This window comes from Sphingobium sp. GW456-12-10-14-TSB1 (assembly GCF_059424385.1).
In genome coordinates, this window is sequence record NZ_JBWKZI010000002.1 from 1,015,232 (window position 1) to 1,037,228 (window position 21,997).

Consider the following 21,997-nt stretch of genomic DNA (forward strand, 5'->3'; position numbering starts at 1 on the left):
TTGGCGCGCCATTTGGTTACCAAGGCAATGGAAAGGACCGATCATGGATCAGCGAAGCGGATGCTACCGCGTCGCCGGTATTGCAATCATCCCTGCGTTGAAGGCCGCCGGAGCCCGATCAAGTCCATCATCGTTGCAAGGTGGCGTCCCATTGACGCCCTGCTTGCGTCGGTCTCACGATAATCAGCCGGTTTGCCACGCCGGATGGTCCGAAAGTCCGGATTTCATAAAGCGCTTCGAACGCGGACTTTTCATTGGCTTTCCCTGTCAATATGGCCAGATCGGCTTGACGGGACACAATCTGTGCCACCTCCACAAGACCCGGATCGTTCATTCCGGCGATCACCAGAATACGGTTGCCAAATGGCCCTGGAAAGCTGGCGACATAGGCATAGTCGCGACGCAACATGCGCTCCTTGGACGGGTCGGCCCAATTGGCTTCGAACCGCCGGCCACTCCGGCGATCAACGATCGCGTCTCCGGTCGGCATCAAAGCAAAACCTGATCGATCAAATATCGGCTCGCTGAGGTCGCGCAGATCGCTCAACAGACCGACATAGACGATATTATGCGTCTTGAGCATGTCTGTGGTGAAGCGCGACGATGTGATCGCCCTGGCCTTGGCATCGCCCGTAGCCCGGTTCAGGACCGGCATGATGGACACCAGCGCGGGGGCCATCGCCGCTGGCAGGTCAAACTGGTTGAGATCGACCACTTGGGCACCATCGCGTTTGTGGTTGAGCAGGTAGCGGTCGAGATCTTCGCTGCTGGTGACGAGCGGATCGACCACCTGCCGAACGACCCGGCCGTTTTCGACTTCCCCGAACGCATAACGATCACCCACAATCAGGGCGGTCGGGATCGCCGAATGTGTCAGGGGCTTCCAGAACGCGGACGCCAGCCGAGCATCTCTCGTCAGGTTCAAAGGCCAGAACCAGGCCATCAGCACCGCAAGGAGAATGATTCCAAGGACGCAGATCGCCAGGACAGGCCGCGCCAGCATATTGTAGCGGGTTTGACGCCCGGGTGTTTCTGCGTCGTCAGTCTTGCCGATGGAAGCCTCCGCGACCAGTCCCGCAGCATCGAGATCGATGTCGGACCTGAGTTGGAGGCGATATTCCCCTCGTGGCAGCACGAGATGTTCGCCTTCCCTGTTGGGGGGCAGGTTTTCCAGCTTCTTGCGCAGCCGGTGGATGCTCATCCTGACGGTGGCGTCCTGGCCGAGATGATCGCTTGGCGAAAGCCCGAATACCTCCTGCGCGATCTCGATCTCTTTGGGCGTTCTAGCTGCTAGAGAGGATTCGACGAGGAAGTCGAACAATCGATTTATCTGTACCGATTTTCCCAGACTTCCACTCGTTCGGACCGTTTCGGCGAATGCTCTCAACCGTTCCCGTGCACTGTCATCTGACGACATGGCATCTGACGACATGGCATGGGATCGTGAACGTGGGACGGAATGACGGACCAGGTTGAATTTTCAGCGCTGTGCTCCAAGCAACAATCTTAACATATCTGCGCCCCCTCTGTCCGTAAGTAAACACCCTAGGTCACACATGCCGCCCTATGTTGCGGACGCAGGCGCCAACGCGGCCGCAATCGGACAGTGACGCCTGCTCCGGTTCATTACTCCTCGACCGCTACGGTAACTTCCATGCCGTGCAACTGTGCGGAAAACGGGATCTGGCAGGAAAGGCGCGATTGCGACGCCCGGTTGGCGATGCTGTCGAGCAACGCGTCCTCATCGTCACTCATCGGCGGCAAGAGGCTCAACCACTCCGCGCCGACATAGACGTGACACGTCGCGCAGGAGCAGACTCCGCCACAATAGGCAGGCAGTTCGGCAATGCCCGCATCGCGGATCAGCTCCATGACCGAATGACCGGGCGACGCGGCAACATCCCGAACGACTCCATCGGACAGCAAGACCCGCAGCCCGCCTTCCCGCTGCGGTTCAGCGGCAACATCTTCTACGGGCGATATTGACATATTCACTGTGCTCATCTCCTCAAAAATCCTTGCGCGTGCGCCCTTTGCGGGCCCGAATACACCTATGGCTGTGGATATTATGAATGTGAATTTGACCCACGCGGCGCCGCTCGCGAAGCTATCGCATCTCGATCAGGCAACCGTTCATCATTGTTCATTAATTGGCAGCGAATTCGCAATAATGTCAATGATTATCTCATATTTGCAACAGCAACCTGACGCACTCACCGGCACATACTGACTATTGCGGCACATTCAGAACGCCGCACCGCGGCGCCTCATGCACGGATTTTCGTGGCCCTTTGGGCCCTCACCTTCCCGGCGCGATCCGCCGTCAATCCAAAGCGTCGCAGCCTTTGATACGGTACGTTACGTCCAGCACAATACTGTTCGTTACTTTTGGTCGCAGCCGAGGCGCGCGATGCTTTCCCCCATGGCCAACCAAGCTTGCGCTGCGAAGCAGGGCGATACGAATTGCATCCTGGCGAGCAGCCACCGTCGTGGCGACGCCAGCATTCGCGCTCCCGCATCGCTGCTGGGCATGCGCAAGCAATGGCTGAACACGCTCCTTAACGAGCGGACGCGAATAGGAGAGACAATATGATTACATGCTTCAACCCCGCCCGCCCCCCGTCGGCCGTCGTCGATCATGGAATCGTCTCGCACCGATCGGCTGGCCGACATCGCCCGCCTCCAGGCCGCTCTGTCCTCGCGATCTGCGCATGCCTGTCGACAGGAGGTCATCATGGACAATTCTAACCTGTGGTCCGGCATTCGCGCCTTTTACGAACCGACCATTGAAATCATGGCGATGTGGATGTGGGGTCTGCCTCTGTTCGCGGCGGTGGTTGCGATCATCTTCATTCTGTCGGAACGTCCCAACGGCCCCATATCGTTCAAAATGTTGCTTAATGCCGCCTTCCCGCGCGACCTGCACAGCCATGCCTCGGCACGGGTCGATCGCTGGAATGCGATCATCCTTTTCGTCATCGGCTTCCCGCTCGTCGGCCTGTTCGCACTGAATGGCCTGGCGATCGCGACCAACGTCGCCAACTTGCTCAGCGCCGAATTTGGTGCCACCGCCCCGCTGCTGCATGCGGCCTGGGCAATCGTCGCCGTGCAATTTCTGGTCTTTTTCCTGGCCACCGACTTTATGGGATATTGGGTCCATTACTGGTGTCACACCAACCCCTTCCTGTGGACCCTGCACAAGCCGCACCACACGGCCGAAACCCTGACCCCCTGGACGCTCTATCGCCAGCATCCGATCGAATTCTTCATCGTCAATGCTGTCCCGGCGGTGTTTGGCGGCCTGGTGACGGGCGTGGCCCTTTATGCCACGGGCACGGCTCTGCACCCTGGAACCATGGCCTGCGTCGGCATTATGGCCTATATATTGTTCTTCGTGATCGACTTTCTATCCCACGTCCATGTGCCGGTATCATATGGCTGGCTGGATCGGATCGTGCTGGCACCCGTGATGCACAATCTGCACCATAGCATCGAGCTTCACCATCGCGACAAGAACAACGCCGTGGTCCTGACATTGTGGGACTGGATGTTCGGCACGCTCTATCTGCCCAAAAAGGGTGAAACCTGGCGGTGGGGCGTCAATGAAGAAGAGTTCGGCGACCAGAATCCGCATAAGACCCTTAAAGGCTTTTATGGCGAACCCTTTGTCGTCGCCGGCCGGCAGATCAGGGATCTGGTGCGCGTCGGACGGCGGCACGAGGCAGAAGCCGACCCGAAATAATAACGTTACCCGCGCCCATGGCTGCGACCGTTACGGCTATCCGCCGAGGTCGCAGCCAAAGCTGTAACGCCCGCGAATCCGGCCTGTCCTTGCATTAACATGCGATCGTTACGCCGCGATACGGTACGTTACTTACCCCACAGGCGTTGCCCCCATAGCCTCTGAGACGCGATGGGATGAGCACCAGCCCCAAATACCCATTTTTCCAGCACCCTCTCGGGACTGCGATTTTCGCGCCGGGCTTGGGCAAAAAAAGGCGGCACGCATGACGTAGCCGCCAATGAGACAGGGAGTAAAACTGTATGAGGCCTTTCGACACATTCGTTTCCGAACGCCACCGGCGCCTTTTGAGCATGAGCGCGAGCGTATCGATCCTGACGCTGGTCCTGATAGCAGAACTCAACGGCACCGCAGCTCTGGCTCAGGCATCTCAAGGCTCTGCCGTTGATCGGCCCTCACCAGCACAAGCCCGCAACAACGATGACGACAGCAACGCGATCGTCGTTACCGCACGGCGAAAGGAAGAGTCGCTGACGGACGTGCCAGCCTCGATCACGGCCTATTCTTCGGACTTCTTCAAAAAGCAGAATATCCAGACCTTCGCTGATTATGCGACGAAACTGCCAAACGTCACGTTCCAGTACGGCCAGGGCGGCGATTTTTCGTCGGTCGGCTTTGTCGGCGGCAGGCAGACGACCATCCGCGGCGTCGCCGGAGCCAACACGACAGCCTATTACATCAACGATACCCCCGTCCCGGCCTCGATCAGCCCGCAGACCCTGGACCTTGATCGCATCGAAGTCCTTAAAGGACCGCAGGGCACGCTTTTCGGCGCCAGTTCGATGGGCGGCAATCTGCGCTTCATCACGCGCCAGCCGACCTTCACCGAAAACAGCTACACCGCCCAAATCCAGGGCGGCGGCACCAAGAATGGCGGCTTCGATTTCGACGGCAATGCCCTGGCCAACCTGGTTGTCGTACCCGACCGGGTGGGACTGGACATCGCTGGCGGCTACACGCGCGAGTCCGGTTTCATCACGCGCCGTTTCCCCGGTGCGTCTGGGGCCCTTGTTTCGGTGCCCGGTCAGGGGCGCGGCGACACCTACTCGGCCTCCGCATCCTTGCGGGCGAAGCTGACGGATGAGTTGGAGGCGACGATCAGCGGCATCGGGCAGATATATAATCTGCATGGTTTCCCCGCCGCCTATCTCCCCCTCCCCGGTTATCGCCCCGTGACCTACACGATTGATCGCGATCGCGACGTGCAGGAATATTCCAAAGATCGTTGGGGGCTAGGATCGCTTGTCCTCAAATATTCGGGCGAAGGATATTCGATCGTCTCTTCCAGCAGCTATTTTGCGCGTCGAACGAAGGAACTGGAAGACACGACCGAAGGCAATAACGGCTATATCAGGGATGTGCTTGGTGTGGATATCGGGGATCCACCTTTGCCGACCATCAACATTTCCAAGGACCGGCGCTTCACGCAAGAGGTCAGGCTTTCGTTCGACGAAGGCACCCTGCTGCCCGGCTTGTCCGGCATCGTCGGCTTTTTCTATCAGCACCGTTTCAACAGCTTTGCACAGCCGGCCCTGCCTGTTCCGGAATTCGAGGATGCGGGTTTCGATCCGCCATTCATCACGCGCCAGACGTTCCCGACGCATGAAGACAATAGCGCGATATTTGGCGAGCTATATTATGAAATTCTACCCAAACTGACACTGACCGGCGGGCTGCGCCAATATTGGATCAAGCAGAAGGCCGACGCCGTGCTGAGCGAAGGCATCTTCAATTCGCCGGGCGGCGACCTGGCACCGGCACGCCGCAGCCGCCAGAGCGGCATCGTTCCAAAGTTCGTCGTTTCTTACAAGCTGCCGCGGGAGGGTACGGTCTACGCATCGGCGTCGAAGGGTTTTCGTCTGGGCGGATCTCAGGGCCGGTTGCCGGATTTCTGCCAGTCGGACCTCGCTGCGATCGGGCGCACGCAGGATGATACGCAGGATTTCAAGTCCGACACGTTATGGAGCTATGAAGTCGGCGCGAAGAGCCGGATCGCCGGAGGGCGGCTGAACGTTGCGGCCGCCGCGTTCCAGATCGATTGGTCCAACATCCAGCAGCAGGTGATCCTGCCCACATGTACGTTCAGTTTCACCGCCAATGCCGGCAAGGCACGCATTCGCGGCGGCGAACTGGAAGTGAGTGGCAGGCCCATCGCCGGCGTGCCCTTGATGCTCCAACTCGGCCTTGGCTACACCGATGGCCGCTTGCTTGACCCCGGCCTCCTCGCGCAGGCGCCTGATACCCGGCTCGTCCAGACGCCCAGATGGACCGGATCGATTTCGGGCAATTACGATCATCCAATCAGCGACAACGCGTCGCTCCTTATCAGCGCTGACTATAGCTACACAGGGGGGCTGAAAGTCGCAAACAGCGCTGGCGGCTTCCTCGACCGCAAGCCACTTAACTTTGTCAACGCCTCCATCGGCGTGAAGTTTGGCACCTCCCAGATCACGCTTTATGGCAAGAACCTGCTCGACAAGCGCCTCAACCTCGGCGACCTGTACAGTTCGGGCATCGAGCGGTCGGAAATCCTGGCCGATGGCAGTGCCCAGCGCCTGCCGCGTGGTGCGGTCAGCCGTCCGCGCCAGATTGGCGTCCAATTCAGAACCGACTTCTGAGATGGCCATTATGAGCAAAGCGTCATCATTGCCCGACACAAAGCGACGGTGGCGCTCTCCCGCCTGCGGAACAGCACTGGCCCTTGCCATCGCTTTGCTGGTCGCGAGCGGTGCCGACGCTGAAGTGCTGCCGATGCCGACCGTCACTCCGGTCCCGCCCAGCGGAAAGCTACCGCTTTCTTCAGCGGCGCGGGCGGGAACCGAATATGTCGATCTCGAAGAGGTCGGCTATGAAGAGGCGGAATATTATCTCACGGGCGTAGCGCCCGCGATTACAGCAACGGGTCAGACCGTCACGACCGCTCCCTACATCACCCGGTTTCTGATACGCCAGCCCAAAGATCCTGCGCGGTTCAACGGTACAGTCATTATCGAACCGTTCAGCTGGTTTGGGGAGCGGGCTGCCGGCTGGATATTGACCCGCGATTACCTCACCCGAAAAGGATATGCGTTCGTCGGCTACACCCTGTCGATCAACACGCCGCCCAATGACCCGAAATTTCCGCCCGATGAAACCGGACAGAGCGGGGACGCCCGGCAATATGGCGACATCGTCAATTTCGATTTCATGCGCCGCTTCGACTATCCGCGCTATGCACCGCTTGGCAGCTACTTCGACGCAGGCAAGTTCCTGCGCGGTGGAAAGCCAGACCCGTTCATCCCCCAAGCGCAGGGCATCAGCGCTGAACTGGCGATGCTGCTCAAATCGAACCTGCCGCACGGTCCCCTGGCAGGGCGCAAGGTCGAACGGGTCTATGTCAACACCTGGGCGGTCAATGCCCAGATCTGGATGGACTATCTCGATCAGGGTCGACACCAGCAATGGCGTATGCCGGACGGACGTCCCTTGATCGACGCCTATATGACAGGCAAGCTCGCCTATGGCGAGGTGGCGGGAGACAGCATCCGCGTGCCGCGCCACATGCCGACAGACGCGCCCTTCGTCACCATTTTCAGTCAGTCTGAAACGGTGCATGATGCGATCGAACAGATAACCCTGCCGCCTGACACAGACCAACCCAAATTGCGTTATTATGAGGTGATGGGCACCCCACATTTGCGCAAAGCCGATCTGGGGACTGGCGAAGTGGAGCCCATGCCATACGAGCGCGGAAAGCCGGACGATCCGCGGTGCCAGCAGATTTACGACGAGCCATCCGAACTGCCATTCTCGGCGTTGCTGGACGCGCTTGACCGATGGGTGCGATTGGGGGTGCCGATGCCTCGTGCGGACCGGGTCGCGCGCGACGGCGCGGGCGTGCGGCGAGACGCCAAAACCGGCAATATAGTGGGAGGCGTACGCCCGCCCTGGATCATGGTGCCAAGCGCCGAATATTGGACCGACTATGAAACCGGCTGTGGCGTCGTCTATGACACAAAGCTTCCCTATTCCGCTGCGCGACTACGCGCTCTTTATGGCAATTATCGCAACTATGCCCGTCGGTTCGAGGACGCCAAGCGCCGATCCGTATCGGCAGGATATTTGCTTCCAGGCGATGCTGAAGGACTTGAGCCAATAGCCTCTCCCGCCGACTTTACGAAAAAGGCGCCCTGACAGCCGAAACATGGCTTTTGGCTTGCTGCGGAAACGGGTCGCATCGGATTTGCGGATCGGCAAATCCGATGCTGATCAGCGCAACTGCCGTTGCAAGAGCGGGAAACTCAACCACGCTCCTTCGCGGCCCTGTGCGACGCGGGCAGTAGAGAGAAACGCTGCCTATTCAGCCAGTTCCGCGTCATATTCAGCGAATGCAGCCTGTGCGATGCGGGTAGAATCGATCCCGGCGGGAATTCCGCAATATACCGCAACCTGCAACAAGGCTTCGCGAATTTCCTCGCGGGTGAAACCGTTGCGCAGAGCCGCCTTGACGTGCAGCTTCAATTCGTGCGGCCTGTTCAGCGCACTGATCATGCCGAGATTCAGCAGGCTGCGGTCCCGCCGCGACAAACCATCGCGGGCCCATATCTCACCCCAGCAATAGCTGCTCGAAAGCTCTTGCATCGGGCGGCTGAAATCATCTGCCTGCGCCATGGAACGGGCGACATAGTCCGCGCCCAGAACCTCGCTGCGAATGCTCAGCCCTTTGGCCAGTCGATCTTCGTCCATAACCGCTCTCCGAGCCAAGGCCGAGCCTATAGCCCGCCGATAAGGCAATATTTGATGTTCATATATTCCGACAGGCCATGGCTCGATCCCTCCCGACCAAAGCCTGATTCCTTGACCCCACCAAAAGGCGCGACCTCGGTCGAAATCAGACCGTCATTGACCCCAACCATGCCATATTCCAGCCCCTCCATAAAACGCCACTGCCGGGCGAAATCGGCGGTGTAGACATAGGCCGCCAGGCCAAAGGGCGTGTCATTGGCAATCTGCATGGCCTCGCTTTCGTGCGTGAAGCGGATCACGGGCGCTACCGGCCCGAATATCTCTTCATGCGCGATCGCCATGTCCGTGGTGACGCCGGTCAGAACGACAGGCGGGTGAAATGCGCCCTGCTCAGGAACGTCCGGAGCTGTTCCAGCCTTGGACGCGCCCTGGATTTCCGCCTGCTTGACCAGGTCAGCGACGCGACCGGCATCCTTGTCACTGATCAACGGACCCATGCCCGAAGGGTTATTGATGCCGTCGCCTACACGCAATGCCTCGACACGCGCGGTCAGGCGTTCGACAAAAGCGTCATGAACGCCTGCCTGAACCAGAAACCTGTTGGCGCAGACGCAGGTCTGCCCGGCATTGCGAAAGCGTGAGGCCATGGCGCCCTCGACCGCCCGGTCGATGTCGGCATCATCGAATATGATGAAAGGCGCGTTCCCGCCCAACTCCAGACTAAGGCGCTTAACCTGCCCCGCCGCCTGAGCCATGATGAGCTTCCCGACCTGCGTCGATCCGGTAAAGCTGATCTTGCGGACAAGGGGGTGGGTGCAGAACACGTCACCAGCCTCCGAAGACCGCACTGCCGGGGCGACCCGGAACAGGTCATGCGGCACGCCGGCCTGATGCGCCAGATTTTCAAGCGCCAGCGCCGAAAGCGGCGTCAGTTCAGCCGGTTTCACGACAATGGAGCATCCCGCCGCGAGCGCCGGTCCAGCCTTGCGCGTTATCATTGCCAGCGGGAAATTCCATGGCGTGATCGCAGCACAGGTGCCGACCGGCTGACGCAGCGTGATGATCCTCTTCCCCGACGCATGGGTCGGGATTACCTCGCCATAGGCGCGGCGCGCTTCTTCGGAAAACCATTCAATGAAAGCCGCGCCATATTTCACTTCGCCGCGCGCTTCATCAAGGGGCTTGCCGCTCTCCAGCGTCATCAGCATCGCCAGCGCCTCGGCATGTTCGCACATCAGATCATACCAGGCGCGCAACACATCGCTGCGCTCCTTCGCCGTGCGAGCGCCCCATTCATGCCGTGCCGCGTCAGCGCGCTCGACGATCTCGACCAATTCCGCGCGATTATAGCGGCGGATGGTCGTGACTTCGCGCCCGTCTGCCGGATTTGTGACCTTCAGCCCGCCTTGATCAAGATATTCAGGGCGTAACAAATGCAGTGCCGGGTCAGTCATTGCGACAGAACTCCAAGGAAATGAAAGAAAATGGTCTCACAACATGCGCGACAGGACGTCGGTTTCACCGCCCTTGTCTTGCAGGCGGTGCTTTGCCGCACCTGCAACGTGCAGAACGATCAATGCCAGAAGCAGATAGGCGCCATATTCGTGAAGCGCCTGAAATAACGCAAAGGCCTCATCATTCTTTGGCAGTAGTTCAGGCAAATGACCGAAGAAAAAGAAGGGAACGCCATCGCTCTGCGTAAAACTGGAGTGTTGATTTCCACTGAGAAGTGACCCGGGTTTTCCATCGAGAAGTGACCCGTCTGCGGATTATGTTTCGGGTGTCATGGGTGGGTCAACCCGTGGTTTTCTCCTTTGGGTTCTGGCCTGCTTGGCAGAGCTGTTTTTGAAGCGGAAGCTATCGTTGCCGGTCTCCAGGATGTGGCAGTGATGGGTAAGCCGATCGAGAAGCGCCGTGGTCATTTTGGCGTCGCCGAACACGGTGGCCCATTCGCTGAAGCTCAGGTTTGTGGTGATGATGACGCTGGTGCGCTCGTAGAGTTTGCTCAGCAGATGGAAGAGCAGCGCGCCACCTGAAGCACTGAACGGCAGATATCCAAGCTCATCCAGGATAACGAGATCGGAGTGCAGGAGGCGATTGGCGATCTGACCGGCCTTGCCCTGTGCTTTTTCCTGCTCGAGCGCATTGACCAGTTCGACCGTCGAGAAGAAGCGGACGCGCTTTCGATGATGTTCGATGGCCTGGATGCCCAGCGCGGTTGCCACATGGCTCTTGCCGGTGCCAGGACCGCCGACCAGCACGATATTGTCGGCGATGTCGATGAAGTCGCAGCGATGCAACTGACGCACCAGAGCTTCATTGACCTCGCTACTGGTAAAGTCGAAGCCGGCCAGATCGCGATAGACAGGGAAGCGCGCGATCTTGAGCTGATAGGCCACAGACCGAACCTCCCGTTCTGCTGTCTCGGCTTTGAGCAACTGGGAGAGGATCGGGATGGCGGCTTCGAAGGCTGGAGATCCCTGTTCCATGAGATCGGTGACGGCCTGCGCCATGCCATGCATCTTGAGGCTGCGGAGCATGACAACGATGGCGCCGCTGGCAGGGTCATGACGCATGACGCTTCTCCTTGCGCAGATCATCATAGCGTTCGACATTGGCCATCGGCTCGCTGACCAGCTTGAGCGCCTGGGGCGCCGTCACCGGCGGCGTGGAGATCGGTTTTCCGTCGACCAGCCTATAGAGCAGATTGAGGATATGGGTCTTGGTCGGAACGCCAGCCTCCAGCGCCATGGTGACCGCCGTCAGCACCAGTTGCTCATCATGATGAAGAACCAGCGCCAGTATTTCGACCATTTCCCTGTCGCCGCCAGGATTGCGCAACAGATGTCGCTGCAGACGCTGGAACGCATCGGGTAGCTCAAGGAAGGGCGCTCCGTTGCGCAGGGCGCCGGGTTTGCGCTGCACGACCGCCAGATAATGACGCCAGTCATAAACCGTATGACCTGGACCGTCGTGAGAGCGGTTGATGATGCGCTGATGCGCGCAGATTGGCTGCCCCTCGGCGACGACCTGGAAGCGATCAGGATAGACGCGCAGGCTGACAGTGCGATTGGCGAAAGAGGCCGGTACGCTGTAGCGATTGCGCTCAAAGTGGATGAGGCACGTCGGCGATACCCGTTTGCGATATTCCACAAAACCATCGAAGGGCCTGCCCGCAACCATCAGACACTCAGATTCATCGGCCCAGGCATTGGCAACCGACCCGGGTTCGATCCCGTGAGAGATGTCCTCCCATAACGCCTTGCAGCGCTCCTCCAGCCACAGGTTCAGCGCATCAAGGCTCTCGGCCTGCGGCGTGGGTTGCCACAGACGGTGCCGCGCATCCTGGACATTCTTCTCGACCTGCCCCTTTTCCCATCCCGCAGCCGGGTTACAGAACTCGGCTTCGAACAGATAGTGGCTGACCATCGTCAGGAAGCGTGCGTTGACGGTGCGTTCCTTACCACGCCCGACCTTGTCGACCGCCGTGCGCATATTGTCATAGATACCCCGGCGCGGCACGCCGCCCAGCACGCGGAAGGCGTGATTATGGGCGTCGAACAGCATCTCATGGGTTTGCAGAAGGTAGGCGCGCACGATGAATGCCCGGCTGTAACTGAGCTTGAAATGCGCGACCTGCAGCTTGGTCCGAACCCCGGCAATGATTGCCCAGTCCTCGCTCCAATCAAACTGGAAAGCTTCCCCCGGCGCGAACGACAGGGGCACGAATGTCCCACGCCCGCCAATCTGTTGCTGGCGCCGATAATCTTCGCGCCAGTCCCGAGCAAAAGCGGCAACCCGGTTGTAGGATCCTTCATAACCCAGGCTCACCAGATCGGCGTGAAACTGCTTGATCGTGCGCTTCTGCTTGCGCGATCGGCCCATCTCGCGCCGCAGCCAGGCCGCCAGATGCTCAGCAAATGGATCCAGTTTGCTTGGTCGATCAGGCACCTTGAATCGCGGATCGATCGTCTCGGACCGCAAATATTTGCGGATCGTGTTGCGTGATAGTCCGGTGCGCCGCGCTATCTCTCGGATCGGTAGATGATCGCGAAAATGCCAGCGCCGGATAACGCTCAATAACGCCATGTCCAACACTCCATATACCCTCGCTTGCCAAAGCCAGGGACGAGTTCAACATGGGTCAATTCTCAGTGGAAATTTACGCCCTACCCGGGTCACTTCTCAGTGGAAATCAACAGCTGGAGGACATTGAATAGCCAAAAATCGGGATCAGCAGTGTCAATGTCATGATCAAACGGTGGACCGCATGCGATAACATTCGTTCCCAGCCGGTCAGACCGTCCGGGGTTTGCGGCAACACCCGCCGCTTCTGCCAGCGAATAAGTAGGTGGAGCACCGCCAGCAGCCAGGCCAGGACGCCGAATTGCTTATGATTGGGATAGAAAAATTCGAATTTCGCTATCGGAGTGCTGTCCGGCAAGCTGGTCATATACCAGCCCGACCAGATCAGGCCCAGAATGATGACCGCTCGGAGCCAATGCAAAATGCGCATGGAGAGCGGATATTTGGGACTTTTCCGTCCAGTGTCTTCCTGCATGACCTTTTCCCGATCCTCTAGAGGTAAACGCCTCGCGAATAGCCTCCATCGATAGTCAGGGATTGCCCGGTTATCGAAGGACTCTGCGCATTTGCCAGAAAGGCAATGAATTGCCCGACCTGGGCAGGAGACAGGATTTCACCCGTCGGGATGTCATGGACGAATTCGGCCTCGATGTCCTTTGCGGTAACATCGCGTTCCTCGGCCATTTCGGCAAACAACTCGTCCAGGTGAGGCGTCCGGACGATGCCGGGATTGACGACATTCACCGAAATGCGAAACCGCCCGAGCTGATCGGAAAGTACCTTTGTCAAATGGGCGACCGCGGCATTGCGCAGACCACTCAAAGTGTCGCTCGACCGCCCGGTCAGCCCGCCGATATTGACGATATGTCCCGCCCCCTGTCGCTTCATCGCGGGGACGACCGCCTGCGCGTAACGCAAATATCCGCCCACCTTCACGTCGACATCGGCAATCAACGCATCAATATCGACGTCTTCGATAGCGCCGCCGATGGGCGTAGAGCTTGCTGCCGCGTTGACCAGCACATCGATGCGACCGAACCGATCGACGACCGTTTCGGCAAGGGCTTTGGTGGCGGTGGCATCGCGGGCGTCGGACGCAATCGCGACGACAGGCGTGTCGACGCTCTCCCTCAACCGCGCCGCCGCAGCCTCCAGCGCCGTCTCGCCACGCGCCGTCAAGACAATCGTAAAGCCGGCATTGGCCAGTTGATCGGCGATGCCGGGAACCAGTCCGCCGCTGCCGCCGGTCAGGATCGCAACCCGCTGGCTGCCGCTCATGGCAATTCTGCCTGTATCAGCAACGGCCCATCAAGCGTCAGGCCATGGCGTAGTGCCGCAGACAGCTCTCCATTCGTCGTGGCGCGGATCGCCTCGACACCATAGCCTTTGGCCAACGCGACCCAATCGACCTTGGGACTGTCCAGTTTCGTCAGATCGGCGACAATCTTGTCATCGAGCGGCACTTCGGCCCGATTAAGTTCGGTCTGCAGGATCGCGTAGCGATGATTGGCGGCGATGATGATCGTGACCTTCAGCCCCTCTCGCGCCATCGTCCAAAGCGATTGCAACGTATATTGTGCGCTGCCATCGGACTGAAGAGCAACGATACGGGCGTCAGGCTGCGCTAGCGCAGCGCCGACCGCGCAAGGCAGCCCCTGCCCAATCGCGCCTCCGGTATTCGTCATCACCCGGTGCCGCTTCGCGCGATGCGCGTTGCGCAGCCAGGGGCCGCCCAGAGTTGACCCTTCAAGTGAAATCACCGCGTCCTGCGGCAACTGGACCAGCAGTTCCTCCACCACCGATACCGGCGTTAAAGCTGCGTCCGCTTCGGGCGAGCAGACCGCCTCCATCGGCGCAGGCGCGGGCGCTGGCTCACCGCCAACCTGACTGGCAAGCGCGACCAGCGCGGCAACGGCATCCTCGCCAGGCGCAGCCAGGCGCACCAACCTTTCGTCGGGCACCAGCTGGCTGGACCAGCCTTCATAGCCGAAATAGCTGATCGGCATGCGCGCGCCAGCCAGCACGACGCGGGCATCGCCCATTTGTGCGATGACATCATCGGGGAAATAGGCCTGACGCTCCACTTTCGGCAGATCCCCACCCAGCGTTACGATCCCCGGATAGGGTTCCATCAGCAACCGTCCGCCCAGAGCGGCGGCGAGCGCGGCCCCGGCACGAATCCCGGCTTCGGTGAGTGCGCTGCCCCCCAGCAGGACGATGGTTTCGCCCGGTTCGGACAGCGCGGCCACCGCTGATTTGATCCTGTCGTCCCCCACCGAAGTCAGCTGGTACGGCACGAACCCTACTGTGTTTCCGTTGTCAGGCGCCGGGGCATCAACCACATCGGTCGGGAAAATCAGCGTTGCAGCGCCACCTTCCGCCAGATTGGTCGCCGCGAACGCCTGTCGCACATCATCAGCGATCGCATCAGGCTTTGCGAGGGAGATGACCTGACGGGATACAGGTTGTGCCAGCGAGACAATGTCCGACGTCAGCGGCGCGTCATAGGCCAGATGCCATGTCGCATGATCACCGATCAGGTTGATGATCCGCGAACCCGCGCGGCGCGCATTGTGGAGATTGGCGATGCCATTGGCAAAGCCAGGCCCCAGATGCAGCAGGGTCAGCGGCACTTGTCCCGAAACGCGGGCATAGCCATCGGCCGCGCCTGTACACACGCCTTCAAACAGGCTGAGAACGCAGCGCAACCGTCCGTCACGCGCCAGCGCACTGACCAGCCCCAATTCGGTCGTCCCAGGATTGGCGAAACAAATGCGCGCGCCGCCTTCATACAGGCTGTCGAGCAAAAGATCGGCGCCCAGGCGCCCGCTGACGGGCGCTTTTGCTTCGCTTTGAACGTTCATAATATCTCTTTCCTGTCAGCCAAGCGCCGCCCCACCGACCTTCAGGCCGGCAAGGAAACCTTCGACAAGGCGCATGAAACTTTCATGTGCATCGTCATGAACATAATGGGAGGCTTCAGCCACGCTGGCATGTGCGAGCCTGGGGTTGCCGGCTTCCAGCTCCCTCACCTTATCGAGGTTGCAAAAATCCGATCGCCCGCCCCGGATCACCAGAGTGGGGGTACGGATCGCGGCAATCACCGGGTGCAGATCAACCACGCGCGATGGATCAGGTTGAATGCGGGTCGCCGCAATACCATCCGCATCATAACGCCATACCACCGAACCGCTGTCGTCTGCCCGCATCGATTCAAACAATCGTTCCTCGATGGCTGCATCAGACACGTTGGGCCGCAGCTTGCGCCAATAGGCGCGGGCCTCCGCCCAGTCGGCAAAGCGTGTTGGCAACGCAGCCATTTCTGCGACGATCCGTTCAAACCCGGCACCCGATACCGAAGAACCGGCAGTGATGTCTTCCACGACCAAAGCCAGCAACCGATCCGGATGCTTGGCGGCGTAGCAATAGGATGTCGTTCCGCCCATCGAATGACCGACCAGCACGAAGCGATCGAGCTTCAGGGCATCGGCAACCGCTTCCAGATCGCCAAGATAGGCGTCGGTATAATAGTTGCGCTCCGCATCCCAGTCGCTTTCCCCCCGGCCACGCGCGTCGAACGCAATCATGTGCCAGCGATCGGCCAGAGACGATGCCAGCTTGCGCCATGTCCCGGAATAGCCTCGCAAGCCATGCAGCAACAGCATGGCTGGCGCTTCCGGGTCACCCCATTCACGCACATATAGATCCAACGTGCCGCTCGAAATGCGGCGGGTCCGCTCCCTGTCAAGCGTCGCGACGGGAAGCGGAGCCTGGCCTTGGTCTGTCATCGTCTGGATGCTCATGCGTCAGGTCAGTCCGTTGCCTTCGGCATCTTCGGCCTTGAGGCCGCCCAGGCGCGCATTCAGCCGTCCGCGCGTGGCAAATGCCCAGCAAACGATCACTTCGTCACGATTGGGCGCATCATCGAAGGAAACGCTCATCGTGTCGTAATGCGAACGAACGTAGAGAGCATCCTTGTGGCCGAAGGGAATGTCGAGAATAGTGCCCGGAACGCCGCGCTTGCCCGTCGAGGGAACCCATGACGCGCCGCCGCCCACTGCATCACGGACCGGATTGGCCGCCGGGTTGGTCAGCAGGGCATTGCCATGCTCATACTCACCATCGATGCCGACCATGATCGCCTTGCCGTAGCTTTCGATCTTGGCACCACCCGACAGCGCATTCAGCCGTCGCCCGATTTCCGTGCCCAGTTCCGGGGAGGCATCGATCCAGGCCGAAAGATCCTCGACAAACTGGCCGGCATAGGGGTTCTTGATGCACGCGCCGATCATATATTTGACCAAAGGCTGGCCATCTGCAGGAGCGCCTGTTTCACCGGCCCAGATTTCTTCCACCTGGCTGAACCATTTGCGGATGTGGAAAGCGCCGAAGTTCGGCTCATACGTCTTCATGTCATTCTCCCTGCCTCTGCCGTTTGGCAAAGTGTGTTGGCTTGGCGGTCCAGTTCGCCGACCGCTGCTAAAGTTGGCTCGGATCTACCGGATCGGCCTGCCCCTGATTGCGGGTCAGTTCAGCCTGCGAGGCTCCGGTTTCCTGGGGAACGCGCTGGCAGAACACTTCCAGCATGTGCCCGTCAGGATCATAGAAATAGATCCCGGTCGAAACCCCATGGTCCAGGATTTCGGCGATCTTGACGCCACGCTCCGCGAAAAAAGCGTAGTTCCGCCGCAAATCGTCCATGCTCGTGCCAGCCATCATCAGGCCGACATGCTCAAACTCTTTGCCTGTGGTCGCGCCTTCTTCTGCCGGAAACAGCGCAATATCGTGGTCGCTGACCCCGAAGCTCAAAAATACGCCGCCCTTATACGGGCCATCGGCGGCACGAGCGACGATCTTCATGTTGAGGATGTCGCTATACCATTGCGCGGAGAGTTCGGGGTCCTTCACGAACAATACGATATGGGCGATCTTCTCCACCCGGATCGGGGAGGTTTCAGTTTGTGACATGCGGCAACCCCAAATCTTCAGGAATTCCAGGTATCCAGGTCAGATCCGTAATCTCGTTGAACTCGCGCCATTCCTTTGCCCAGGATTTTCCGGCATCTGTCGAGAGATACAGATAACCGAATTTGCTTCCCGCCAGCATGAAATCAGGATCGGCCGGATTTGCGCCGAATGCCCACATGCAGGAGTTTGAAGGGCGGTCGAGTTCCGCCTTCGTCCAGGTCAGGCCAGCATCGTCCGATGTCAGTATCGCGGCCGTGGTGCCGGGCGTCCCGTCACCAATTCCCAATGCAATCTCCCGATTACTGCCAGGCTTGCGCATCAGCAGTCGCGAATAGCGCAGGCCCCAACTTTCCTTGGCAGGCAGACGGACCCAGGTCTCGCCATTGTCGGTGGAACGATAGAGCGCGATGACGGTGAGCGCGAGATGCACTGTCGTTCCATCGTCCTGCTTCAGAATAACGATGTCATGCAGATCGGAATTGCCACCAAATTCCGACCAGCTCGTATCGATGCGTTGCCACGTATCGCCACCATCGCGGCTGCGGTACAGGCCGCCTTCTTCAACCCCTGCCCAAACATCATTGGAATCGGCCGGGTCGACGGCAAGCGCCAGCATGCGGGGGCGATTCACGCCCGCGCAAAACTCCGGCATTTCCAGCGGCGTGCGTTCCCAGCTCTTTCCGCCATCGCGCGAACGGAACAGGATAGCGCGCGAAGGGGCGCCAGTGCCGGCATAGATCACCTTCGGATCACTCTCGCTCACCACCAGCTTCCACACGGCAAGACCGTTCAGCGCACAATCAATCCTGCTCCAGTGAACGCCATGGTCAGCGCTGTAGAACAAACCTTTTTCCGCCCCGGCAAACAGCGCTTCGGGATTGGCGGGATCAATCAGCAGGCAGCGAACCCGGTCGTCATATTCCAGATCCTGCCCGATATTGATCCGATACCAATGCTTGCCCTCGTCATGGGTGCGAATGATCGCCTGCCCATCGGTTGCAACTATCATGGTCCTGCTCATGAGGTCTCCTGCTATTCTATCGATGCTTGCTATAGTCCGACGCCGTTCAGCTCAGATTGACCCAGATGCTCTTGATCTCGGTGTAGAGCTCCATCGCCTGGCGACCATGCTCACGCCCCCAGCCGGACTGCTTGAAGCCGCCAAATGGCGTGGCATTGTCGACAAGATTGAAACAGTTGATCCAGACCGTCCCGGCCTTGACCGCTCCGGCTAGGCGGTGCGCCTGCTTGAGGTCGTTCGTCCAAATTCCTGCCGAAAGGCCGAAATCGGAATCATTCGCCTGCGCCACCAGATCTTCGGGGTCCGACCAGCTCAGCGCGCTCAACACCGGGCCGAAGATTTCCTCTCGCACGATGCGCATGTCACGGCCCGCATTTGCCATGATCGTGGGTTCAAAGAAGAAACCCTCGCCATGGGCTTTTGGCCGACCGCCACCGATCAGGATTTCAGCCCCTTCATTCTTCCCGATTTCGACATAGCCGCTCACCTGGTCCCATTGCTCCTGTGACACCAGCGGACCGAAATTCACGCTCGGGTCCAGACCATTGCCGATCGTGAGCCGCGCCGCATGGTCAGCAACCCGTGCCAGAAGATCGTCATGGATCGAGGCATGCGCATACAGCCGCGAACCTGCGGTGCAGGTCTGCCCCTGATTGAAGAATATCCCCGCCGCTACAGATGCCGCGGCGGCATCGAGATCAGCGTCAGGCAGGACGATCTGCGGAGATTTTCCACCCAGTTCGAGACTGACCTTCTTGAGATTGACGGTAGAGCCGCGCACGATCGCCTTGCCGACAGCGGTCGACCCGGTGAAGGCTACCTTGTCCACGCCTGGATGGTCGACCAGTGCCGCACCCGCTTCGCCAAAGCCGGTTATGACATTGAAAACGCCAGCAGGAATACCGGCCTCCAGAGCCAGTTCAGCCAGCCGCAGGGCCGTCAGCGGGGTTTGCTCGGCTGGCTTGAGGATAACGGTACAACCTGCTGCCAGCGCCGGGGCCACTTTCCATGCCGCCATCGACATGGGATAATTCCACGGCACAATCAGTCCGCAAACGCCCACCGGCTCGCGCACCGTATAATTCAGGATTTTCGCGCCGCTGCGGGGCGATACCGGCAGCGTTTCACCGCCAAATTTCGTCGGCCAACCGGCATAATAGCGGAAGGTCTTGATCGAACCTTCGATTTCGACGGCCTGGGTCAGCGTTGCCGGCTTGCCATTGTCCATGCACTCAAGAACGGCCAACTCTGCTGCATCGCGCTCGATCAGATCGGCCAGACGATTCAGCAATTTGGAGCGATCCACTGCGCTCATGTCGCGCCAGCTGGGATCGACCAGCGCCTTGCGCGCGGCTTTGACCGCCAGATCGACGTCGGCTACGCCACCTTCTGCCACCTGGCAAATTTCCTGGCCCGTCGCAGGATTTACGGTGGCGAAGGTCTTGCCCGACTGCGCCTGCACCGATTTCCCATCGATAATCAGCCCGCGGGGCGTTTTGCCGAGATCAGAGCGAAGCGCTTCGGCCTTTGCATATGCTGTAGACTGTTCTGACATGGCCTTGACCCTCAATTGCTGAAACCTGTTCTGCCCGCGGCGCCTTGACGCCTGAGCGATTCCATCCATCTAATAGCGGATCGACACAATGTAAACAATTATAGATTTATCAGATTATTTGTTGCATATGCACGACAATGCCAAAGACGTTCAGACCGAAGGAATCATGGTGCAGGACAACAATTTCGATCTTGAAAGGGCACTGCTCGCGGCCACCGGGGAAAGGCGAATGTCGACGCCCCTGCCCCAGCAATTTCCGAGCGTTGACGAGGCGTATGCCATTCAGCGCAGAATCCACGCCCGGACTGGTCAACCCATCATGGTGTGGAAACTGGGCCTGACCGGCAAGGCCCCGCAGGACGCGTTCGGCGCTGCCGAGCCAACCGTGGGTCGCCTTCCGGCCAGCGCGATATTTTCGGACCGCAGCCAGATTTTCGCGGTCGTGCCGGAAATATATGCGGAGGCAGAACTGGTGTTCGAAATGGGCAGCGATCTGCCGGTGGTGGACAGGCCCTATACACGGGCCGACATCTGCGCGGCGCTCAAGGGGATTTATACCGGCATCGAGATCGTCTTTTCCCGTTTTACCGACGATCACCAATCGCTGCCCCTGCTGATCGCCGACAATGTCAATGCCTACGGCCTTGTGCTCGGCGGCAAACTGTCGTCGCAGTGGGAAGACAGGTTTGCCGATATGCCAGCCAAGCTCAGCCGCAATGACGAGGCGCCTGTCGAAGGCTCGACCGCAAGAGTTTTGGGCAACCCGCTTGATGCTGTCGTCTGGCTGGCCAACTGGTTGCGCGAAAACGAAAATGACAATTTGAAGAAAGAACAGTTGATCGCATCGGGCACCACGACCGGCGCGACCGAGATTTTCGCAGGAGACACTATAAGCGTCAGCTTCGACGGCGCACCTGCGGCCCGTATCTCCCTCATTCCGTCAGACGAGAAGGACCAGTCGTTATGAATTTGAAACTTGGTATTGAAGGCAAGGTTGCCGTCATCACAGGGGGTGGCGTTGGCATTGGCAAGGAAACGGCGCGCAAGCTGGCGCTTGCCGGCGTCAAGGTAGTGATCGCTGCGCGTACCGCTTCGAAGCTTGAAGCGGCAGCGCAGCAATTGCGTGACGAAACAGGTGGCGAGATCATCGCGGTTCCAACCGACACCACGTCCAAGGAATCGGTTCAGGCGCTTGTCGATATCGCAGTGGAAAAATTCGGTGCCGTTCACATATTGGTGAATTGCGCCGCAGCGCCGGGCGGACTGGTGCGCAATGCCATTGAGGAAGCGGACGAAGATGCGCTCATGCTGGACCTCAATACAAAATTGTTCGGCTATTTCCGCACGGCAAAGGCGTGCGTCCCTTACATGCGCAAGGCTGGCTGGGGACGGATCGTCAATGTTGGCGGGTTGACCGCGCGCTGCACCGAAGCGCTGTCGGGCATGCGCAATACAGCGCTCGTCCATTTCACAAAGACGCTGTCGGACGAAGTGGGCAAGGATGGCATCACGGTGAACATCATTCACCCCGGCGTCACCCGGACCGAACATATCGAGGAATGGTTCGCCGAAATGGCGGCCGAGGAAGGCACCACGGTCGATGCGATCGTCGCGCGCGAAGCCGGTGATCCGGCCGCGCTGAAACGCATGCTCGAAGTGGAAGAAGTAGCCGATCCGATCGTGTTCCTGTGCTCCAATCTGGGCAGCGGGATCACGGGCGAATCGATCGCCGTCGACGGCGGCCTGTCGCGCGCCATATTCCTCTAAACGGCAATGGGCTGCCCTGAGAGGGGCAGCCCGTTTTCAACCGTCGGACGATGATCGCAACGCATCGGCGCGT

At 59.5% G+C, this 21,997-nt stretch carries 19 protein-coding genes and 1 pseudogene; 5 read left to right on the forward strand and 15 right to left on the reverse strand.

Annotation, left to right across the window (positions count from 1 at the left end):
• Positions 1-127 precede the first annotated feature (127 nt).
• Together AC07X9_RS21805 and AC07X9_RS21810 are read right to left on the reverse strand one after the other, a co-directional pair.
• The gene (locus tag AC07X9_RS21805; RefSeq protein ID WP_254908168.1) at positions 128-1,432 is read right to left on the reverse strand and encodes a hypothetical protein; all 1,305 of its coding nucleotides are present in this window, start codon (positions 1,430-1,432) and stop codon (positions 128-130) included.
• A gap of 194 nt (positions 1,433-1,626) precedes the next feature.
• The gene (locus AC07X9_RS21810; RefSeq protein ID WP_017181270.1) at positions 1,627-1,989 is read right to left on the reverse strand and encodes a 2Fe-2S iron-sulfur cluster-binding protein; all 363 of its coding nucleotides are present in this window, start codon (positions 1,987-1,989) and stop codon (positions 1,627-1,629) included.
• A gap of 745 nt (positions 1,990-2,734) precedes the next feature.
• Here AC07X9_RS21810 and AC07X9_RS21815 point away from each other — a divergent pair.
• The 3 genes from AC07X9_RS21815 to AC07X9_RS21825 all read left to right on the forward strand — a co-directional run bounded on the left by AC07X9_RS21815 (position 2,735) and on the right by AC07X9_RS21825 (position 7,975).
• Entirely contained in the window at positions 2,735-3,742 is a 1,008-nt protein-coding gene (locus AC07X9_RS21815; RefSeq protein ID WP_241763567.1) for a sterol desaturase family protein, read from the forward strand.
• A 353-nt stretch (positions 3,743-4,095) separates the two neighbouring features.
• Positions 4,096-6,420, forward strand: coding sequence for a TonB-dependent receptor (locus AC07X9_RS21820; protein WP_037513921.1), 2,325 nt, complete (start codon positions 4,096-4,098; stop codon positions 6,418-6,420).
• A 10-nt stretch (positions 6,421-6,430) separates the two neighbouring features.
• Positions 6,431-7,975: an alpha/beta hydrolase domain-containing protein gene (locus tag AC07X9_RS21825; protein ID WP_026002076.1), complete on the forward strand. Its 1,545-nt coding sequence runs from the start codon at positions 6,431-6,433 to the stop codon at positions 7,973-7,975.
• 162 nt (positions 7,976-8,137) lie between these two features.
• On the opposite strand, the gene AC07X9_RS21830 is transcribed toward AC07X9_RS21825, so the two are convergent.
• The 13 genes and pseudogenes from AC07X9_RS21830 to AC07X9_RS21890 all read right to left on the reverse strand — a co-directional run bounded on the left by AC07X9_RS21830 (position 8,138) and on the right by AC07X9_RS21890 (position 20,157).
• On the reverse strand, positions 8,138-8,527 hold the full coding sequence (locus tag AC07X9_RS21830) for a carboxymuconolactone decarboxylase family protein (protein ID WP_017181275.1): 390 nt from the start codon (positions 8,525-8,527) through the stop codon (positions 8,138-8,140).
• A gap of 26 nt (positions 8,528-8,553) precedes the next feature.
• On the reverse strand, positions 8,554-9,981 hold the full coding sequence (locus tag AC07X9_RS21835; protein WP_017181276.1) for an NAD-dependent succinate-semialdehyde dehydrogenase: 1,428 nt from the start codon (positions 9,979-9,981) through the stop codon (positions 8,554-8,556).
• Positions 9,982-10,017: 36 nt separating this feature from the next.
• Positions 10,018-10,194: pseudogene (locus AC07X9_RS21840) on the reverse strand (cytochrome b); the annotation flags it as partial.
• Between the two features lie 102 nt (positions 10,195-10,296).
• Positions 10,297-11,103 carry an IS21-like element helper ATPase IstB gene (gene istB / locus AC07X9_RS21845; RefSeq protein ID WP_069338825.1) on the reverse strand — a complete coding sequence of 269 codons (807 nt, stop codon included), beginning with the start codon at positions 11,101-11,103 and terminating at the stop codon, positions 10,297-10,299.
• Complete coding sequence (istA, locus tag AC07X9_RS21850) at positions 11,093-12,616, reverse strand: IS21 family transposase (protein ID WP_086485527.1); 1,524 nt, start codon at positions 12,614-12,616, stop codon at positions 11,093-11,095. Before istA ends, istB begins: the two co-directional genes overlap by 11 nt.
• 106 nt (positions 12,617-12,722) lie before the next feature.
• On the reverse strand, positions 12,723-13,088 hold the full coding sequence (locus AC07X9_RS21855; RefSeq protein ID WP_254908165.1) for a cytochrome b: 366 nt from the start codon (positions 13,086-13,088) through the stop codon (positions 12,723-12,725).
• Positions 13,089-13,105: 17 nt separating this feature from the next.
• Entirely contained in the window at positions 13,106-13,891 is a 786-nt protein-coding gene (locus tag AC07X9_RS21860) for an SDR family oxidoreductase (RefSeq protein WP_017181278.1), read from the reverse strand.
• Complete coding sequence (locus AC07X9_RS21865; RefSeq protein WP_086486361.1) at positions 13,888-15,477, reverse strand: acetolactate synthase large subunit; 1,590 nt, start codon at positions 15,475-15,477, stop codon at positions 13,888-13,890. Before AC07X9_RS21865 ends, AC07X9_RS21860 begins: the two co-directional genes overlap by 4 nt.
• Positions 15,478-15,492: 15 nt before the next feature.
• Positions 15,493-16,401: an alpha/beta fold hydrolase gene (locus AC07X9_RS21870; protein ID WP_241763568.1), complete on the reverse strand. Its 909-nt coding sequence runs from the start codon at positions 16,399-16,401 to the stop codon at positions 15,493-15,495.
• 18 nt (positions 16,402-16,419) lie between these two features.
• Positions 16,420-17,025 carry an amino acid synthesis family protein gene (locus AC07X9_RS21875; RefSeq protein ID WP_017181281.1) on the reverse strand — a complete coding sequence of 202 codons (606 nt, stop codon included), beginning with the start codon at positions 17,023-17,025 and terminating at the stop codon, positions 16,420-16,422.
• A 67-nt stretch (positions 17,026-17,092) separates the two neighbouring features.
• Positions 17,093-17,581: a VOC family protein gene (locus tag AC07X9_RS21880; RefSeq protein ID WP_017181282.1), complete on the reverse strand. Its 489-nt coding sequence runs from the start codon at positions 17,579-17,581 to the stop codon at positions 17,093-17,095.
• On the reverse strand, positions 17,568-18,602 hold the full coding sequence (locus AC07X9_RS21885; protein WP_241763569.1) for a WD40/YVTN/BNR-like repeat-containing protein: 1,035 nt from the start codon (positions 18,600-18,602) through the stop codon (positions 17,568-17,570). The genes AC07X9_RS21880 and AC07X9_RS21885 overlap by 14 nt, the downstream gene beginning before the upstream one ends.
• A 46-nt stretch (positions 18,603-18,648) precedes the next feature.
• Positions 18,649-20,157, reverse strand: a complete 1,509-nt coding sequence (locus AC07X9_RS21890; RefSeq protein WP_017181284.1) for an aldehyde dehydrogenase family protein — start codon at positions 20,155-20,157, stop codon at positions 18,649-18,651.
• Between the two features lie 229 nt (positions 20,158-20,386).
• On the opposite strand from AC07X9_RS21890, the gene AC07X9_RS21895 reads away from it, so the two are divergent.
• Positions 20,387-21,124, forward strand: a complete 738-nt coding sequence (locus AC07X9_RS21895; protein ID WP_255209707.1) for a 2-keto-4-pentenoate hydratase — start codon at positions 20,387-20,389, stop codon at positions 21,122-21,124.
• Positions 21,121-21,924 carry an SDR family NAD(P)-dependent oxidoreductase gene (locus tag AC07X9_RS21900; RefSeq protein WP_017181286.1) on the forward strand — a complete coding sequence of 268 codons (804 nt, stop codon included), beginning with the start codon at positions 21,121-21,123 and terminating at the stop codon, positions 21,922-21,924. The genes AC07X9_RS21895 and AC07X9_RS21900 overlap by 4 nt, the downstream gene beginning before the upstream one ends.
• Positions 21,925-21,997: the final 73 nt, after the last annotated feature.

Excerpts from the sequence above, each read along its gene's own strand:
- AC07X9_RS21805 (WP_254908168.1), bottom strand. The coding sequence starts at position 1,432 with ATGTCGTCAGATGCCATGTCGTCAGATGACAGTGCACGGGAACGGTTG.
- AC07X9_RS21810 (WP_017181270.1), bottom strand. The coding sequence starts at position 1,989 with ATGTCAATATCGCCCGTAGAAGATGTTGCCGCTGAACCGCAGCGGGAA.
- AC07X9_RS21815 (WP_241763567.1), top strand. The coding sequence starts at position 2,735 with ATGGACAATTCTAACCTGTGGTCCGGCATTCGCGCCTTTTACGAACCG.
- AC07X9_RS21820 (WP_037513921.1), top strand. The coding sequence starts at position 4,096 with ATGAGCGCGAGCGTATCGATCCTGACGCTGGTCCTGATAGCAGAACTC.
- AC07X9_RS21825 (WP_026002076.1), top strand. The coding sequence starts at position 6,431 with ATGAGCAAAGCGTCATCATTGCCCGACACAAAGCGACGGTGGCGCTCT.
- AC07X9_RS21830 (WP_017181275.1), bottom strand. The coding sequence starts at position 8,527 with ATGGACGAAGATCGACTGGCCAAAGGGCTGAGCATTCGCAGCGAGGTT.
- AC07X9_RS21835 (WP_017181276.1), bottom strand. The coding sequence starts at position 9,981 with ATGACTGACCCGGCACTGCATTTGTTACGCCCTGAATATCTTGATCAA.
- istB (WP_069338825.1), bottom strand. The coding sequence starts at position 11,103 with ATGCGTCATGACCCTGCCAGCGGCGCCATCGTTGTCATGCTCCGCAGC.
- istA (WP_086485527.1), bottom strand. The coding sequence starts at position 12,616 with ATGGCGTTATTGAGCGTTATCCGGCGCTGGCATTTTCGCGATCATCTA.
- AC07X9_RS21855 (WP_254908165.1), bottom strand. The coding sequence starts at position 13,088 with ATGCAGGAAGACACTGGACGGAAAAGTCCCAAATATCCGCTCTCCATG.
- AC07X9_RS21860 (WP_017181278.1), bottom strand. The coding sequence starts at position 13,891 with ATGAGCGGCAGCCAGCGGGTTGCGATCCTGACCGGCGGCAGCGGCGGA.
- AC07X9_RS21865 (WP_086486361.1), bottom strand. The coding sequence starts at position 15,477 with ATGAACGTTCAAAGCGAAGCAAAAGCGCCCGTCAGCGGGCGCCTGGGC.
- AC07X9_RS21870 (WP_241763568.1), bottom strand. The coding sequence starts at position 16,401 with ATGACAGACCAAGGCCAGGCTCCGCTTCCCGTCGCGACGCTTGACAGG.
- AC07X9_RS21875 (WP_017181281.1), bottom strand. The coding sequence starts at position 17,025 with ATGAAGACGTATGAGCCGAACTTCGGCGCTTTCCACATCCGCAAATGG.
- AC07X9_RS21880 (WP_017181282.1), bottom strand. The coding sequence starts at position 17,581 with ATGTCACAAACTGAAACCTCCCCGATCCGGGTGGAGAAGATCGCCCAT.
- AC07X9_RS21885 (WP_241763569.1), bottom strand. The coding sequence starts at position 18,602 with ATGAGCAGGACCATGATAGTTGCAACCGATGGGCAGGCGATCATTCGC.
- AC07X9_RS21890 (WP_017181284.1), bottom strand. The coding sequence starts at position 20,157 with ATGTCAGAACAGTCTACAGCATATGCAAAGGCCGAAGCGCTTCGCTCT.
- AC07X9_RS21895 (WP_255209707.1), top strand. The coding sequence starts at position 20,387 with ATGTCGACGCCCCTGCCCCAGCAATTTCCGAGCGTTGACGAGGCGTAT.
- AC07X9_RS21900 (WP_017181286.1), top strand. The coding sequence starts at position 21,121 with ATGAATTTGAAACTTGGTATTGAAGGCAAGGTTGCCGTCATCACAGGG.